At 55.1% G+C, this 14,773-nt stretch carries 11 protein-coding genes; 10 read left to right on the forward strand and 1 reads right to left on the reverse strand.

All coding sequences use genetic code 11. The features are described from left to right. Positions 1 to 237: 237 nt before the first annotated feature. The 7 genes from V6E55_RS11025 (at position 238) to V6E55_RS11055 (ending at position 7,375) form a co-directional block, all read left to right on the forward strand. Positions 238 to 567, forward strand: a complete 330-nt coding sequence (locus V6E55_RS11025; RefSeq protein WP_028016890.1) for a YqcC family protein — start codon at positions 238 to 240, stop codon at positions 565 to 567. Then, a complete protein-coding gene (gene truC / locus V6E55_RS11030; protein WP_316942808.1) occupies positions 564 to 1,340 on the forward strand; it encodes a tRNA pseudouridine(65) synthase TruC in 777 nt (258 codons plus the stop codon). Before V6E55_RS11025 ends, truC begins: the two co-directional genes overlap by 4 nt. A 24-nt stretch (positions 1,341 to 1,364) precedes the next feature. Further along, positions 1,365 to 1,814: a flavodoxin gene (locus V6E55_RS11035; RefSeq protein ID WP_029741558.1), complete on the forward strand. Its 450-nt coding sequence runs from the start codon at positions 1,365 to 1,367 to the stop codon at positions 1,812 to 1,814. Positions 1,815 to 2,109: 295 nt separating this feature from the next. Next, the gene (gene gudP / locus V6E55_RS11040; RefSeq protein ID WP_129995072.1) at positions 2,110 to 3,465 is read left to right on the forward strand and encodes a galactarate/glucarate/glycerate transporter GudP; all 1,356 of its coding nucleotides are present in this window, start codon (positions 2,110 to 2,112) and stop codon (positions 3,463 to 3,465) included. After that, on the forward strand, positions 3,465 to 4,805 hold the full coding sequence (locus V6E55_RS11045; RefSeq protein WP_316942872.1) for an enolase C-terminal domain-like protein: 1,341 nt from the start codon (positions 3,465 to 3,467) through the stop codon (positions 4,803 to 4,805). Before gudP ends, V6E55_RS11045 begins: the two co-directional genes overlap by 1 nt. Positions 4,806 to 4,820: 15 nt before the next feature. Next, on the forward strand, positions 4,821 to 6,158 hold the full coding sequence (gene gudD / locus V6E55_RS11050) for a glucarate dehydratase (RefSeq protein ID WP_316942809.1): 1,338 nt from the start codon (positions 4,821 to 4,823) through the stop codon (positions 6,156 to 6,158). Positions 6,159 to 6,235: 77 nt separating this feature from the next. Further along, a complete protein-coding gene (locus V6E55_RS11055) occupies positions 6,236 to 7,375 on the forward strand; it encodes a glycerate kinase (protein ID WP_316942810.1) in 1,140 nt (379 codons plus the stop codon). Positions 7,376 to 7,418: 43 nt separating this feature from the next. On the opposite strand, the gene barA is transcribed toward V6E55_RS11055, so the two are convergent. Beyond that, the gene (barA, locus tag V6E55_RS11060; RefSeq protein WP_316942811.1) at positions 7,419 to 10,178 is read right to left on the reverse strand and encodes a two-component sensor histidine kinase BarA; all 2,760 of its coding nucleotides are present in this window, start codon (positions 10,176 to 10,178) and stop codon (positions 7,419 to 7,421) included. Positions 10,179 to 10,235: 57 nt separating this feature from the next. On the opposite strand from barA, the gene rlmD reads away from it, so the two are divergent. From rlmD to mazG, 3 genes are all read left to right on the forward strand, one after another. Further along, positions 10,236 to 11,534, forward strand: a complete 1,299-nt coding sequence (gene rlmD, locus V6E55_RS11065; protein ID WP_316942812.1) for a 23S rRNA (uracil(1939)-C(5))-methyltransferase RlmD — start codon at positions 10,236 to 10,238, stop codon at positions 11,532 to 11,534. 51 nt (positions 11,535 to 11,585) lie between these two features. Continuing rightward, a complete protein-coding gene (gene relA, locus V6E55_RS11070) occupies positions 11,586 to 13,817 on the forward strand; it encodes a GTP diphosphokinase (RefSeq protein WP_028016881.1) in 2,232 nt (743 codons plus the stop codon). Positions 13,818 to 13,884: 67 nt separating this feature from the next. Further along, the gene (gene mazG, locus V6E55_RS11075; protein ID WP_108091048.1) at positions 13,885 to 14,676 is read left to right on the forward strand and encodes a nucleoside triphosphate pyrophosphohydrolase; all 792 of its coding nucleotides are present in this window, start codon (positions 13,885 to 13,887) and stop codon (positions 14,674 to 14,676) included. Positions 14,677 to 14,773 lie beyond the last annotated feature (97 nt).

Raw genomic sequence — 14,773 nt, forward strand, 5'->3', positions numbered from 1 at the left:
AGGATGTTTCAGGATGAAACAAACATATCAGGACGATATGTGCAGGATGCATCGGTTTACGGATGACCAGGCCTTCGGGCATCAGGAAAAGTTGTCACGGATGAGCAGGGAGCACGAATTGTAGCTGGAATGCTGCGAAACGAACCGGGAGCACTGTTTTTACAGTGCTCCCTTTTTTTATTTCTGCCTTCCGCAATGCTATGCTGCGCGCCGTTCACTTTTTCAGTTGAGGTTACTATGACGCAACACGATCGCGTTCGTGCCCGGTTGCACGCCATTGAAGCCCTTTTGCGCCAACATCAGCTGTGGCAGGAGACTGCGCCGCAGCCAGAAGCGTTCGCAAGCACCCAGCCATTCTGCCTGGATACACTGGCACCGTTCGAGTGGCTCCAGTGGGTATTAATTCCGCGTATGCACGCACTGCTGGAAGGCGGTCATCCGCTGCCACAGGCGTTTGCTGTCTCTCCCTATTATGAAATGGCGCTGGAGGCGACGCACCCTGCGCGCGACGTGATGCTGGTCGAACTGGAAAAACTGGATGCCCTGTTTGCCGGTGAAGATGCATGACGCTTGAGATCCTCTATCAGGACGAGTGGCTGGTGGCGGTGAATAAACCCTCCGGCTGGCTGGTGCACCGAAGCTGGCTGGATCGCGACGAGAAAGTCGTGGTGATGCAAACCGTGCGCGACCAGATCGGCCAGCATGTTTTTACTGCCCATCGTCTCGACAGGCCGACCTCCGGCGTTCTGCTGATGGGGCTGTCCAGTGAGGCAGGCCGCCTGCTGGCGCAGCAGTTCGAACAGCACCAGATCCAGAAACGCTACCACGCGATTGTCCGTGGCTGGCTGACGGAAAGTGCCACACTGGACTATCCGCTGGTGGAGGAGCTGGACAAAATTGCCGATAAATTTGCTCGTGATGACAAAGGCCCGCAGCCCGCGGTGACGGATTATCGCGGCATGGCGACTACCGAAATGCCGGTGGCAACCAGCAAGTTTCCGACCACACGCTACAGCCTGGTTGAGCTTCTGCCTAAAACCGGGCGTAAGCACCAGCTGCGACGCCATCTTGCACACCTGCGCCACCCGATTATTGGCGACAGCAAACACGGCGATCTGCGCCAGAACCGCAGCGCGGCCGAACACTTTGGTTGCAATCGTCTGATGTTGCACGCCAGCGAGCTAAACCTGACGCACCCGTTTACCGGCGAACCGCTGACTATCCGCGCGGGGCTGGACAACCTCTGGATGCAGGCGCTGTCACAGTTTGGCTGGCTGGGACAACTCCCCGAAAATGAAAGGGTTGAGTTTGTATCGGGCAACGTTCAGGATGAACAGTAAACGCATTCAATATGGGAAAATATCATGGCTGAAGTAGGCATTTTTGTCGGCACAATGTACGGCAACTCGCTGCTGGTAGCGGAAGAAGCTGAGGCAATACTCGCCAGCCAGGGCCACAAAGCCACGGTCTATGAAGACCCGGAACTGGCCGACTGGGAAAAGTATAAGGATAAATACATTCTGGTGGTGACCTCCACCACCGGACAAGGCGATCTCCCGGACAGCATCGTGCCGCTTTTCCAGGGAATTAAAGACCAGCTCGGCTATCAGCCGGACGTTCACTACGGCATCATTGCGCTGGGTGATAGCTCTTATGCCAACTTCTGCGGCGGCGGTAAGCAGTTCGATGCACTCCTGCAGGAACAAAGCGCCCAACGCGTCGGCGAGATGCTGCTGATTGATGCGGGCGAACACCCTGAGCCTGAAAGCGAGTCGAACCCATGGGTTGAACACTGGGCGACGCTCCTTAAATAGTTCTGTATGCCGGGTAAGGCGTAGCCGCCACCCGGCAGTACACCCCGCGCCAAACGCCAATTCCGTGAACCATCTTCCACTCCCCTGGGCTTATGCCATAAACAACCTCTCATACCCCCTTCAATACTGTGTTTTTGCACGGTGAGAGAACGTGTCACTCCTTCATATACTTTTCCGGTCACTACAAAACGGCTTCAGGCCGTACCAAAACGACAAAATACAAATCTCATTCTGATTACCCTACAGGTGCTGTACAGAATGAACCTGGCGAAAGCTATGTTTCAGGAGTGCAACAATGAGTACATTAAGCCAAGCAGCGAGCAGCGCTGAGAAGCGCACCAATGCCCGCTACTGGATAGTGGTGATGCTGTTTATCGTCACGTCCTTTAACTATGGTGACCGCGCCACGCTGTCGATTGCCGGCTCGGAAATGGCAAAAGACATCGGCCTTGATCCGGTGGGCATGGGTTACGTTTTCTCTGCATTCTCATGGGCCTACGTTATCGGGCAAATTCCTGGCGGTTGGCTGCTGGACCGTTTTGGCTCTAAACGCGTCTACTTCTGGTCCATTTTTATCTGGTCTGCTTTTACCCTCTTGCAGGGTTTCGTCGATATCTTCAGCGGCTTCGGCATTATCGTGGCGCTCTTCACGCTGCGCTTCCTGGTGGGCTTAGCGGAATCACCTTCCTTCCCGGGTAATAGCCGCATTGTAGCGGCGTGGTTCCCGGCGCAGGAGAGGGGAACCGCGGTGGCAATTTTTAACTCTGCACAGTACTTCGCAACGGTCATCTTTGCGCCCATCATGGGCTGGCTGACGCATGAAGTGGGCTGGTCGCACGTATTCTTCTTTATGGGCGGGCTTGGGATCGTCATCAGCTTCATCTGGCTGAAAGTGATCCACGAACCGAACCAGCATCCCGGCGTGAACAAGAAAGAGCTGGAGTACATTGCTGAAGGCGGAGCGCTGATCAACATGGATCAAAAATCCGCAAAAGCAAAAGTCCCGTTCAGTCAGAAATGGGCGCAGATCAAACAGCTCGTCGGCTCACGGATGATGATCGGGATCTATCTTGGCCAGTATTGCATCAACGCTTTAACTTACTTCTTTATCACCTGGTTCCCGGTTTATCTGGTGCAGGCGCGTGGTATGTCGATTCTGAAAGCGGGGTTTGTCGCCTCCGTTCCGGCAATCTGCGGCTTCGTTGGGGGTGTGCTCGGCGGAGTGATTTCCGACTGGCTGATGCGCCGTACAGGTTCACTTAATATCGCGCGGAAAACGCCGATTGTGCTCGGCATGCTGCTCTCCATGACCATGGTGTTCTGTAACTATGTGAATACCGAGTGGATGATTATCGGCTTTATGGCGATGGCTTTCTTCGGCAAAGGGATTGGTGCGCTGGGCTGGGCGGTAATGGCGGATACTGCGCCAAAAGAGATCAGTGGTCTGAGCGGCGGTCTGTTCAACATGTTCGGCAACATCTCCGGGATTGTCACTCCTATCGCGATCGGCTACATCGTCGGCACGACGGGCTCTTTCAACGGTGCGCTGATTTACGTGGGGGTTCACGCTCTGGTGGCGGTTCTGAGCTATCTGGTGCTGGTGGGCGATATCAAACGCGTTGAACTTAAACCTGTTGCGGAGCGTGGATGATGACAACGCAATCAAGCCCAATCGTCACTGAGATGAAGGTCATCCCGGTGGCCGGGCAGGACAGTATGCTGCTGAATATTGGCGGCGCACATCACGCCTGGTTTACCCGTAATATCGTTGTGCTGACAGACAGCGCAGGGAATACCGGCGTGGGCGAAGCGCCCGGCGGAGAGGCGATTTATCAGACGCTGGTCGATGCCATTCCTCGGGTGGTGGGTCAGGAGATCGCCCGGCTGAATAAGGTGATCCAGCAGGTGCATAAGGGCAATCAGTCGGCTGATTTTGATACCTTCGGTAAAGGGGCGTGGACGTTTGAACTGCGCGTCAACGCAGTCGCCGCTCTGGAAGCAGCTCTGCTTGATCTGCTTGGTAAGACTCTGCATGTCCCGGTTTGCGAATTGCTGGGGCCTGGTAAACAGCGCGATGCGGTGACAGTGCTCGGCTATCTGTTTTATGTTGGCGACCGCAACAAAACCGACCTGCCTTATCTGGCTCACTCGCCTGGCCGCCACGAGTGGTATCACCTGCGCCATCAGGAAGCGCTCTCCAGCGAAGCAGTGGTCCGTCTGGCGGAGGCGGCGCAGGATCGCTACGGTTTTAAAGATTTCAAGCTTAAAGGCGGTGTGCTGCCTGGTCAGCAGGAGATTGAAACGGCCCGGGCACTGAAAAAACGCTTCCCGGAGGCGCGTATCACCGTTGACCCTAACGGCGCATGGTTGCTGGACGAAGCGATCGCCCTGTGCAAAGGGCTGGGGGATGTCCTGACCTACGCGGAAGATCCGGTTGGAGCTGAACAAGGCTTCTCGGGTCGCGAAGTGATGGCGGAATTCCGACGCGCCACCGGGTTGCCGGTCGCCACGAACATGATCGCCACCAACTGGCGTGAAATGGGTCATGCTGTGATGCTGAACGCTGTCGATATTCCGCTGGCAGACCCACATTTCTGGACGCTTTCAGGTGCAGTCCGTGTCGCGCAACTGTGCGATGACTGGGGGCTAACCTGGGGCTGCCACTCCAACAACCACTTCGATATTTCGCTGGCGATGTTTACTCACGTTGGCGCGGCGGCACCGGGTAACCCCACCGCTATCGACACCCACTGGATTTGGCAGGAGGGTGAAGCTCGCCTGACCAAAAATCCGCTTGAGATCAAAAACGGCAAAATTGCTGTGCCGGATGCGCCGGGACTGGGTGTGGAGCTCGACTGGGATCAGGTTCATAAAGCCCATGAGGCGTATAAAAAATTGCCTGGTGGTGCGCGTAACGACGCAGGCCCGATGCAGTACCTTATCCCCGGCTGGATATTTGACCGTAAGCGCCCTGTTTTCGGACGTCACTGATAAAAGGATTGAACGATGAGTACTTTTTCTACCCCTGTAGTCACTTCCATGCAGATCATTCCGGTTGCGGGCCATGACAGCATGCTGATGAATCTGAGTGGCGCACATGCGCCATTCTTTACCCGCAATATTGTGATTATCAAAGACAACTCCGGCCATACCGGTGTAGGCGAAATCCCTGGTGGGGAGAAGATCCGCACTACGCTGGAAGATGCCATTCCGTTAGTCGTCGGTAAAACACTGGGCGAATACAAAAATGTGCTGAACACCGTGCGCAGTACTTTCGCCGACCGCGATGCGGCTGGACGCGGGCTGCAAACGTTCGATCTGCGTACCACTATCCATGTGGTGACCGGTATCGAAGCGGCAATGCTGGACTTGTTAGGCCAGCACCTGGGCGTTAACGTCGCGTCACTGTTAGGTGATGGCCAGCAGCGTAGTGAAGTGGAAATGCTGGGCTATCTGTTCTTTGTCGGCGACCGCAAGCTGACGCCTCTGCCGTATCAAAGCCAGCCAGATGAACAATGCGACTGGTACCGACTTCGCCACGATGAGGCGATGACCCCGGATGCGGTGGTGCGCCTGGCGGAAGCCGCTTACGAGAAGTACGGCTTCAACGATTTCAAATTGAAGGGGGGCGTGCTGGCGGGCGAAGAAGAGGCGGAAGCCATCTCTGCGCTGGCGAAACGGTTCCCGCAGGCGCGCGTAACGCTCGATCCGAATGGGGCCTGGTCTCTTGATGAAGCGATCCGCATTGGTAAACAGCTGAAAGGCGTGCTGGCCTATGCGGAAGATCCGTGCGGCGCAGAACAAGGTTTCTCCGGCCGCGAAGTGATGGCGGAATTCCGCCGCGCAACAGGTTTGCCAACGGCAACAAACATGATAGCAACCGACTGGCGTCAGATGGGGCATACGCTTTCTCTGCAATCTGTCGATATTCCGCTGGCTGATCCGCACTTCTGGACGATGCAGGGTTCAGTTCGCGTGGCGCAGATGTGTCATGAATTTGGCCTGACCTGGGGTTCGCATTCCAACAACCACTTCGACGTGTCACTGGCAATGTTCACTCATGTCGCCGCTGCCGCGCCGGGCACGATTACCGCAATCGACACACACTGGATCTGGCAGGAAGGCAATCAGCGCCTGACCAAAGAGCCGTTTGAGATCAAAGGGGGCATGGTGCAGGTACCGTCCACTCCAGGGCTGGGTGTTGAGCTGGATATGGACCAGGTCATGAAGGCCCACGAACTTTATCAGAAACACGGTCTGGGCGCGCGCGACGACGCGATGGCGATGCAGTATTTGATCCCGGACTGGACATTCGACAATAAACGTCCGTGCATGGTACGATAAACGCATTGGGACCGCTCCCATGAGTGGTTCTTTACGTGGTGTATGCTTAACGTAACGACTATGCGTAAGGATGGCTTATGAAAATTGTTATCGCACCGGACTCGTATAAGGAAAGTTTGAGTGCGCTTGAGGTTGCGACAGCGATAGAGCGTGGTTTTCGCGAGATCTTCCCTGAGGCGGTTTACGTCAAACTGCCGGTCGCAGATGGTGGCGAAGGGACGGTTGAAGCGATGATAGCGGCAACGCAGGGACGCATTGTGCATGTTCCGGTGACTGGTCCGTTGGGTGAGCGCGTGGAAGGGTTTTATGGCTTATCCGGTGACGAGCAGAGTGCCTTTATTGAAATGGCGGCGGCAAGCGGTCTTGAGCTGGTCACACCTTCGCAACGTAACCCTCTGAGAACCACCTCCTGGGGGACTGGTGAGCTTATCCGTCATGCGCTGGATGCAGGCGTTAAGCATATCATTATTGGCATTGGCGGTAGTGCCACCAATGACGGCGGAGCAGGGATGGTACAAGCGTTGGGGGCTAAGCTACTGGATAACAGTGAACAGCCTCTTAAACCGGGTGGGGGCGAGTTGGGAAAACTCGCGCGTATCGACCTGAGCGGGCTGGATAAACGTCTGGCGGAGTGCCGGATTGAAGTGGCCTGTGATGTGACGAACCCGCTCACCGGAAAGGATGGTGCGTCAGCCGTATTTGGTCCGCAAAAGGGGGCCACACCCGAGATGATTGTCACCCTGGACAACGCGCTTGCTCAGTATGCGCGGGTCATCGCCCGGGATCTGGATATTGATGTGTTGAACCTTGCTGGCGGTGGCGCGGCGGGCGGCATGGGGGCGGCGCTGTATGCCTTTTGCGGTGCGCAGTTACGCCAGGGGATTGAGATCGTGACCGATGCGCTACACCTGGCCGAGCAGGTAGCCGATGCGGATTTGGTGATCACGGGTGAAGGACGCATCGACAGTCAGACGATCCACGGCAAAGTCCCGGTAGGTGTGGCGAAAGTGGCCAAACGCTTTAACAAACCCGTCATCGGTATTGCGGGGAGTCTGACGGCGGATGTTGGCGTGGTACATGAACACGGCATTGATGCGGTGTTTAGCGTGATCTATACCATCTGCTCACTGGAAGACGCGCTGGAAAATGCCAGTGAAAATGTCCAGATGGCCGCAAGGAATATCGCGGCGGTGCTGAAAGTGGGGCAGGCATTTTAGCTGTGATTGCCCGGTAAGGCGAAGCCGCCACCGGGCTTTTAACTCAGCTCCCCAGCACTTTCATCGCTTCCCGCGTCACATTATCCATCTCATCCAGCAGTTCCAGGAATTCCGGTTCAAGCTCAGATTCTGGCGTGCCGGCACGCAGTTGTTGCTCCAGTAACTGGCAAAGATTTTTCAGCCGCGGTACACCGCTGTACCCACAACTACCGTGAAGCTTGTGGATCGCTTCCAGCAGGTCGTCCGGGTTTTCACCCACCAGTTGTTCTTCAACCTTGTTGCGAATTTCCGGTAGAAACGCGACCAGCATTTGCAGCATTTCGCGCGCTAAGTCGGGTTTTCCTGCTGCCTGGCGCAGAGCAAGCTGCCAGTCAAAAGTCGCGTTCTGATTGACGCTAATCTCAACCGGCTCGGCAGATGACGTGTATGTCCCGCCTGTATGCCCAGGTTTATAGCGTAACAACAGGTTATGAAGTTTCTCTTCGTCGATAGGTTTAGCCAGATAATCATTCATCCCGGCACTCAGTAACTTCTCTTTCTGACCGGCCATCGCATGCGCGGTGACCGCAATCACCGGGGTCTGCTGCTGATGCGGGAGTTGATGGATCAGCTCGCAGGCCCGAATGCCATCCATACCAGGCATTTGAATATCCATCAGAATTAAATCGAACTGCATCTGTTTAGCCTGTTCAACCGCCTGCGTTCCACTGGTACACAGTTCAACATGCTGAACCTGGTCTTCAAGCAATACGCCAATGAGCTTCAGGTTGGCCGGGTTATCATCCACAGCCATCACACTCATCGGCAATTTTTGCTCATTGTTAATCAACGGCAGGGCATTCTGGCTAAGACGGCAATATTCCGTCAACGCCGGCAACAGTCGGGTCGCGGTGAGTGGTTTTAGCAGACACGCGGCGGCCCCGTCATTTTTCAACTCTTCTGCATTGAGCTGGGCATGGCACGGGAGCGCCAGCAGAAGATAGTCGGTCATTGACGCGGCCTTCGCCAGCCGCTCCTGCTGCATGGTCAGTTCGCCGGTGAAAGTGACCGGGATCCCCATCAACAGAATGTCGTAGTGTTCAACGGCAAGTGCTGAGAAGGTTGGGCTGTAGACCACTTCCAGCGGCGTGGTGCTTAAAATATCGAGCGCACATTGCGCCGCCGCCGCGTTAGGCTCGACGTAGGCAAGACGCTTACCGTTCAGGCAGTCTGTCACCGGACCATCGGTCAGCGCGTTCGGGTTGAGGTCCAGATTAATGTGGAACCAGAAGGTTGACCCCCGGTTCGGCTGGCTGTGGAAAGAGATATCTCCGCCCATCTCATTCACCAGTCTCTGCGTGATCACCAGCCCGAGACCAGTACCGCCATGACGGCGGGAGATACTGGCGTCCGCCTGACGAAACGCCTGGAACAGCCGTGACTGATCGCGCTCAGGGATACCGATGCCGGTATCGCGGATCTGGACTTCAATCTGAACCTTGTTATTACTGATAGAACGTTTTTCCACCAGAATGTCGATGTTACCGCTTTCGGTGAACTTAATGGCATTTCCGACAAGGTTAGTAATAACCTGCTGCAGGCGTAGTGGGTCGCCAATGACGTTATCCGGCACATCGTTCTTGATGTTAAGTGTCAGCTCCAGCCCTTTATCGTGCGAGGAGTGTGCGAGCAGCGTGACCACCTCATCCAGTGTGCTGCGCAACGGGAATGGGATACTTTCCAGAATAAGCTTGCCGGCTTCCAGCTTCGAGAAGTCCAGCACGTCGTTAATGATCGCTAACAGGTTGTTAGCGGAGCGCTCGATAGTGTGCAGATGATCGCGCTGAGTCGGGTTAAGCTCGCTTTTCAGCGTCAGGCGGGTAAAGCCGATCACACCATTGAGTGGTGTACGCAGCTCATGTGACATATTGGCAAGGAATTCAGATTTAATACGTGCCGCTTCCTGAGCACGCTTTTTCGCCAGATCCAGCTCAACGTTTTGAATCTCCATCTGCTCCAGGGTTTCACGCAAATCAGACGTGGCCTGGTCAACGTTGTGCTGCATCTCTTCGTGATACGCCGCCAGTGACATTGCCATTGAGTTGATGCCATTTTTCAGCATATCCAGCTCGCCCAGCATAAACCCTTCAACGCGGCTGTCGAGCTGACCCCGGCGAATGCGGTCAACTGTGTTGACCATGTTGCGGATGGGCCCCGTCACATCACGCATCAGACGCCAGCCGAAGATCAGAGCAATACCGATGCAGAACAACATCATCACGCCAGAGATGAAAATTTCTTTGTACTGCTGTAGCCGTACCGACTTGAGATCCAGCTCCAGTGCGACATATCCCAGCATATTATTGCTGGATTTGGCGTCGGATTGCGCAGACTCATCGGGTGAATAACTTTCCGAAATGATCGGCGTGCGCAGGATCATGATATCCCCGCGCCGAAGTACAGTGAGCTGGCGCGGGAACGGTGTACCGTCAGGGATTTTCAGGGACGCCGGATCGAGATGAAAATTCGAGGTAACAAACAGACGGTTATGTTCGTCGTAAACGGAAATGGCACGAACAATGTCCGAGTGACGGCGGTGGAGCACGCTGATTAACTGACCAATGGATTCGCGGTTTTGCAGGTTCATCCCATACTCACTGGACACGGCGAGCGGTTCGATGATGCTGGCGCCAGCACCTTCCAGTTGATGCTGCAAATCGTTATAGCGGTGCACCACAAAGAAGATACTCAGCAGCAAACCGATAAGAACGGTGGGGGCGAGGATCAAAATCATCATGCGCGCGCGCAGGCTGTAGTTGGTCATGGCGTTCCGTTATGGGACAATTAAGATAATTATGTTTATGTGAGAAAAATCTCGGCGATGGCGCAATTCTACTCTGCAAAACGACGCGTGACGACGCGTCAAATCATCACTGTTGAAGCTACGGACCTGGATCCTTTTGGCCAGGGGGTCGCTCGACACAATGGTAAGACTCTGTTTATAACAGGTTTGCTGCCAACAGAACGAGCAGAAATTACGCTGACAGAAGATAAACGCCAGTACGCCCGTGGACAGGTGAAGCGTCGCCTCAACGATAGCCCGGAGCGTGTGGAACCTCGTTGCCCGCACTTTGGTGTCTGTGGAGGTTGTCAGCAACAGCATGCGAGCACAGAATTACAGCAAAAAAGCAAAAGCAGTGCCCTGGCGCGTCTGCTTAAACATGACGTTAGCGAGATTATTGCCGATGTTCCCTGGGGTTATCGCCGCCGCGCGCGTCTGAGTCTCAGCTTTCAGCCAAAAACTGAGCGGCTGGAGATGGGGTTTCGCAAAGCAGGCTCCAGCGATATCGTTGATGTGAAGCATTGCCCCGTTTTGGTGCCCCATCTTGAGGCGTTGCTTCCAGAAGTGCGCATTTGTCTCTCCGGGCTGGATGGCGTTCACCACCTTGGGCATGTCGAACTGGTCATGGCAAATAATGGCCCGCTGATGGTTTTGCGCCACACCGCGCCGCTGTCGAAAAAAGATCGCGAAAAACTGGAACACTTTTCGCATTCCCACGACCTGGCGCTTTTCCTGGCACCACAAAGCGAGATACTTGAGCAGGTTACAGGTGACGCGCCCTGGTATGCGTCAAACGGACTACGCTTAACGTTCAGCCCGCGGGATTTCATTCAGGTGAATGATGGCGTTAACCAGCAGATGGTTGAGAAAGCGCTGGCGTGGCTGGATGTTCAGAAAAGCGATCGAGTGCTCGATCTGTTCTGCGGAATGGGTAACTTCACGCTACCGTTGGCGCAAAAAGCCGCGAGCGTCGTCGGCGTGGAAGGTGTTGAGGCGCTGGTGGCTAAAGGGCAGGAGAACGCGGAGCAGAACGGCTTGCAAAATGTGACCTTCTTTCATCAAAATCTTGAGGAAGATGTCACCCAACAGCCGTGGGCGAAGCAGGGCTTTGATAAAATTTTACTCGACCCGGCTCGTGCGGGTGCACCGGGTGTCATGGCACATATTATTAAACTCGCGCCGAAGCGTGTGGTCTATGTTTCCTGTAACCCGGCAACGCTTGCCCGTGACAGTGAGGCATTAATCAGTGCGGGTTACCAGATTCGGCATCTGGCAATGCTGGACATGTTCCCGCACACTGGACATCTGGAATCGATGGTGTTGTTCGAGCACATCTAATTTGTTTGGCTTGTCGACTTCGACAGGCCCTGGTCCCTAAAGGAGAGGACAATGGTTGCGGTAAGAAGTGCACATCTTAATAAAGCTGGGGAATTTGACCCACAAAAATGGATCGCAAGTCTGGGAATTTCCAGCCAGCAGTCGTGTGAACGCTTAACCGAAACCTGGGCCTATTGTCTGCGCACCACGCAGGGGCATCAGGATGCCGATCTTCTCTTATGGCGCGGCGTGGAGATGGTTGAAATCTTATCCATGCTGAACATGGACATCGAAACGCTGCAGGCTGCGCTTCTGTTCCCTCTTGCCGATGCGGACGTCGTCACTGAAGACGTGCTGCGCGAAAGCGTTGGAAAATCGGTAGTGGCGCTGATCCACGGCGTACGCGATATGGCGGCTATCCGCCAGCTTAAGGCTGCGCACACTGATTCTGTCTCTTCAGAACAGGTAGATAACGTTCGCCGCATGCTGCTGGCCATGGTGGATGATTTCCGCTGTGTGGTCATCAAACTTGCTGAGCGTATTGCCCATCTGCGTGAAGTGAAGGATGCACCGGAAGACGAGCGCGTGCTGGCAGCCAAAGAGTGTACAAACATCTATGCGCCGCTCGCGAACCGTTTAGGGATTGGTCAGCTGAAGTGGGAACTGGAAGATTACTGCTTCCGCTATCTGCACCCGGCGGAATATAAACGCATTGCCAAACTGCTGCATGAGCGCCGTATCGACCGCGAGCATTATATCGAGGAGTTTGTCAGCGGGTTGCGTCAGTCAATGAAAGAAGAGAATGTGCGTGCTGAAGTCTACGGTCGACCAAAGCACATCTACAGTATCTGGCGCAAAATGCAGAAGAAACATCTCGCCTTTGACGAGCTGTTTGACGTGCGCGCGGTACGTATCGTGGCGGAGCGTCTGCAGGACTGCTACGCCGCATTGGGGATAGTGCACACTCACTTCCGCCACCTGCCGGATGAGTTCGATGACTATGTCGCGAACCCGAAACCTAACGGCTACCAGTCTATTCATACCGTTGTGCTCGGCCCTGGCGGCAAAACGGTCGAAATTCAGATCCGTACCAAACAGATGCACGAAGACGCCGAACTGGGCGTTGCCGCGCACTGGAAATATAAAGAAGGCACCTCCGGTGGGGCGCGTTCTGGCCATGAAGACCGCATCGCCTGGCTGCGTAAGCTGATTGCGTGGCAAGAAGAGATGGCCGACTCCGGCGAGATGCTTGACGAAGTGCGCAGCCAGGTCTTTGACGACCGGGTGTATGTCTTTACCCCGAAAGGGGATGTCGTTGACCTGCCTGCGGGCTCTACACCGCTCGATTTTGCCTACCATATCCACAGTGATGTGGGGCACCGCTGTATCGGGGCGAAAATCGGCGGGCGCATTGTACCGTTCACCTATCAGTTGCAGATGGGCGACCAGATTGAAATTATCACCCAGAAGCAGCCAAACCCGAGCCGGGACTGGCTGAATCCAAACCTGGGTTACGTGACGACCAGCCGTGGGCGCTCAAAAATCCACGCCTGGTTCCGTAAACAGGATCGTGACAAGAACATCCTTGCTGGTCGCCAGATCCTTGATGACGAGCTGGAGCATATTGGCATCAGCCTGAAAGAGGCGGAGAAGTTCCTGCTGCCGCGCTACAACTTTAACGAGCTTGATGAGCTGTTAGCGGCCATTGGCGGCGGCGATATCCGTCTGAATCAGATGGTGAACTTCCTGCAGGCGCAGTTCAATAAGCCAAGTGCGGCAGAGCAGGATGCAGCAGCGCTGAAACAGCTGCAGCAGAAAACCTACGCACCGCAACAGCGCAGTAAAGACAACGGCCGCGTGGTAGTGGAAGGCGTAGGCAATCTTATGCACCACATTGCCCGCTGCTGCCAGCCTATCCCGGGCGACGATATCGTCGGCTTTATCACGCAGGGGCGCGGGATTTCGATTCACCGCTCCGACTGCGACCAGCTTGCCGAGCTACAGTCGCATGCGCCGGAGCGCATCGTGGAGGCGGTCTGGGGCGAGAGCTATTCCGCGGGTTACTCGCTGGTGGTGCGTGTCACTGCCAACGATCGCAGCGGCCTGCTGCGCGACATTACCACCATTCTTGCTAACGAGAAGGTCAACGTGCTGGGCGTCGCCAGCCGCAGTGATACCCGCGAGCAGCTTGCTACCATCGATATGACCATCGAAATCTATAACCTGCAGGTGCTGGGCCGCGTGCTTGGCAAACTGAACCAGGTGCCGGATGTGATTGACGCGCGTCGTCTGCACGGCGGTTAAACACACTCTTCTGTAAGCCGGGTAAGGCTTTGCCGCCACCCGGCTTGTTTTTTTAATGGAAAACACTATGACTCAAATTGACCGCCTGCTCGGCATCATGAAACGTCTTCGGGACCCGGAAAACGGCTGTCCGTGGGACAAAGAGCAGACTTTCGCTACCATCGCCCCGTACACACTTGAAGAGACCTACGAGGTGCTGGACGCCATCTCTCGTGAAGATTTTGACGACCTGCGCGGCGAGTTGGGCGATCTGCTTTTCCAGGTGGTGTTCTATGCACAAATGGCGCAGGAAGAGGGGCGTTTTAACTTTGACGACATCTGTGCCGCTATTAGCGACAAGCTTGAGCGCCGCCACCCTCATATTTTTGGTGATGCTACTGCGGGGAACAGTGCGGAAGTGCTGGTCCGCTGGGAACAAATCAAAAGCGCCGAACGCGCAGAGAAATCTCAGCACTCCGCGCTGGACGATATTCCTCTGAGTCTGCCCGCACTGATGCGCGCCCATAAAATTCAGAAACGCTGCTCTGCAGTGGGATTTGACTGGACGTCCCTCGGCCCGGTACTGGACAAAGTGCATGAAGAGATCGACGAAGTGATGCACGAAGCTCAGCAGGCAGTGGTGGATGAAGCAAAGCTGGAAGAGGAGATGGGCGATCTGCTGTTTGCGACTGTCAACCTTTCACGCCACCTGGGTGTAAAAGCGGAAACCGCGCTGCAAAAAGCCAACATTAAGTTCGAGCGTCGTTTTCGCGAAGTCGAACGTATTGTGGCCTCGCGTGGCCTGGAAATGACCGGTGTAGACCTCGATGTGATGGAAGAAGTCTGGCAGGAAGTAAAACGCCAGGAATCTGATCTCTAACGGATTTTTGCGATCAAGCGCAATTTGTGTGATTTTTTAAATGACAAGCGCTTGATTTGCGTCAAAAACATTTACCCAAAACGGGCTATTTTCTCAC

This window comes from Enterobacter sp. 342 (genome assembly GCF_036663495.1).
In the GTDB taxonomy this organism is placed as follows: Bacteria; Pseudomonadota; Gammaproteobacteria; order Enterobacterales; family Enterobacteriaceae; genus Enterobacter.

Excerpts from the sequence above, each read along its gene's own strand:
- relA (WP_028016881.1), top strand. The coding sequence starts at position 11,586 with ATGGTTGCGGTAAGAAGTGCACATCTTAATAAAGCTGGGGAATTTGAC.
- V6E55_RS11055 (WP_316942810.1), top strand. The coding sequence starts at position 6,236 with ATGAAAATTGTTATCGCACCGGACTCGTATAAGGAAAGTTTGAGTGCG.
- rlmD (WP_316942812.1), top strand. The coding sequence starts at position 10,236 with ATGGCGCAATTCTACTCTGCAAAACGACGCGTGACGACGCGTCAAATC.
- truC (WP_316942808.1), top strand. The coding sequence starts at position 564 with ATGACGCTTGAGATCCTCTATCAGGACGAGTGGCTGGTGGCGGTGAAT.
- V6E55_RS11035 (WP_029741558.1), top strand. The coding sequence starts at position 1,365 with ATGGCTGAAGTAGGCATTTTTGTCGGCACAATGTACGGCAACTCGCTG.
- gudP (WP_129995072.1), top strand. The coding sequence starts at position 2,110 with ATGAGTACATTAAGCCAAGCAGCGAGCAGCGCTGAGAAGCGCACCAAT.
- V6E55_RS11045 (WP_316942872.1), top strand. The coding sequence starts at position 3,465 with ATGACAACGCAATCAAGCCCAATCGTCACTGAGATGAAGGTCATCCCG.
- gudD (WP_316942809.1), top strand. The coding sequence starts at position 4,821 with ATGAGTACTTTTTCTACCCCTGTAGTCACTTCCATGCAGATCATTCCG.
- V6E55_RS11025 (WP_028016890.1), top strand. The coding sequence starts at position 238 with ATGACGCAACACGATCGCGTTCGTGCCCGGTTGCACGCCATTGAAGCC.
- barA (WP_316942811.1), bottom strand. The coding sequence starts at position 10,178 with ATGACCAACTACAGCCTGCGCGCGCGCATGATGATTTTGATCCTCGCC.
- mazG (WP_108091048.1), top strand. The coding sequence starts at position 13,885 with ATGACTCAAATTGACCGCCTGCTCGGCATCATGAAACGTCTTCGGGAC.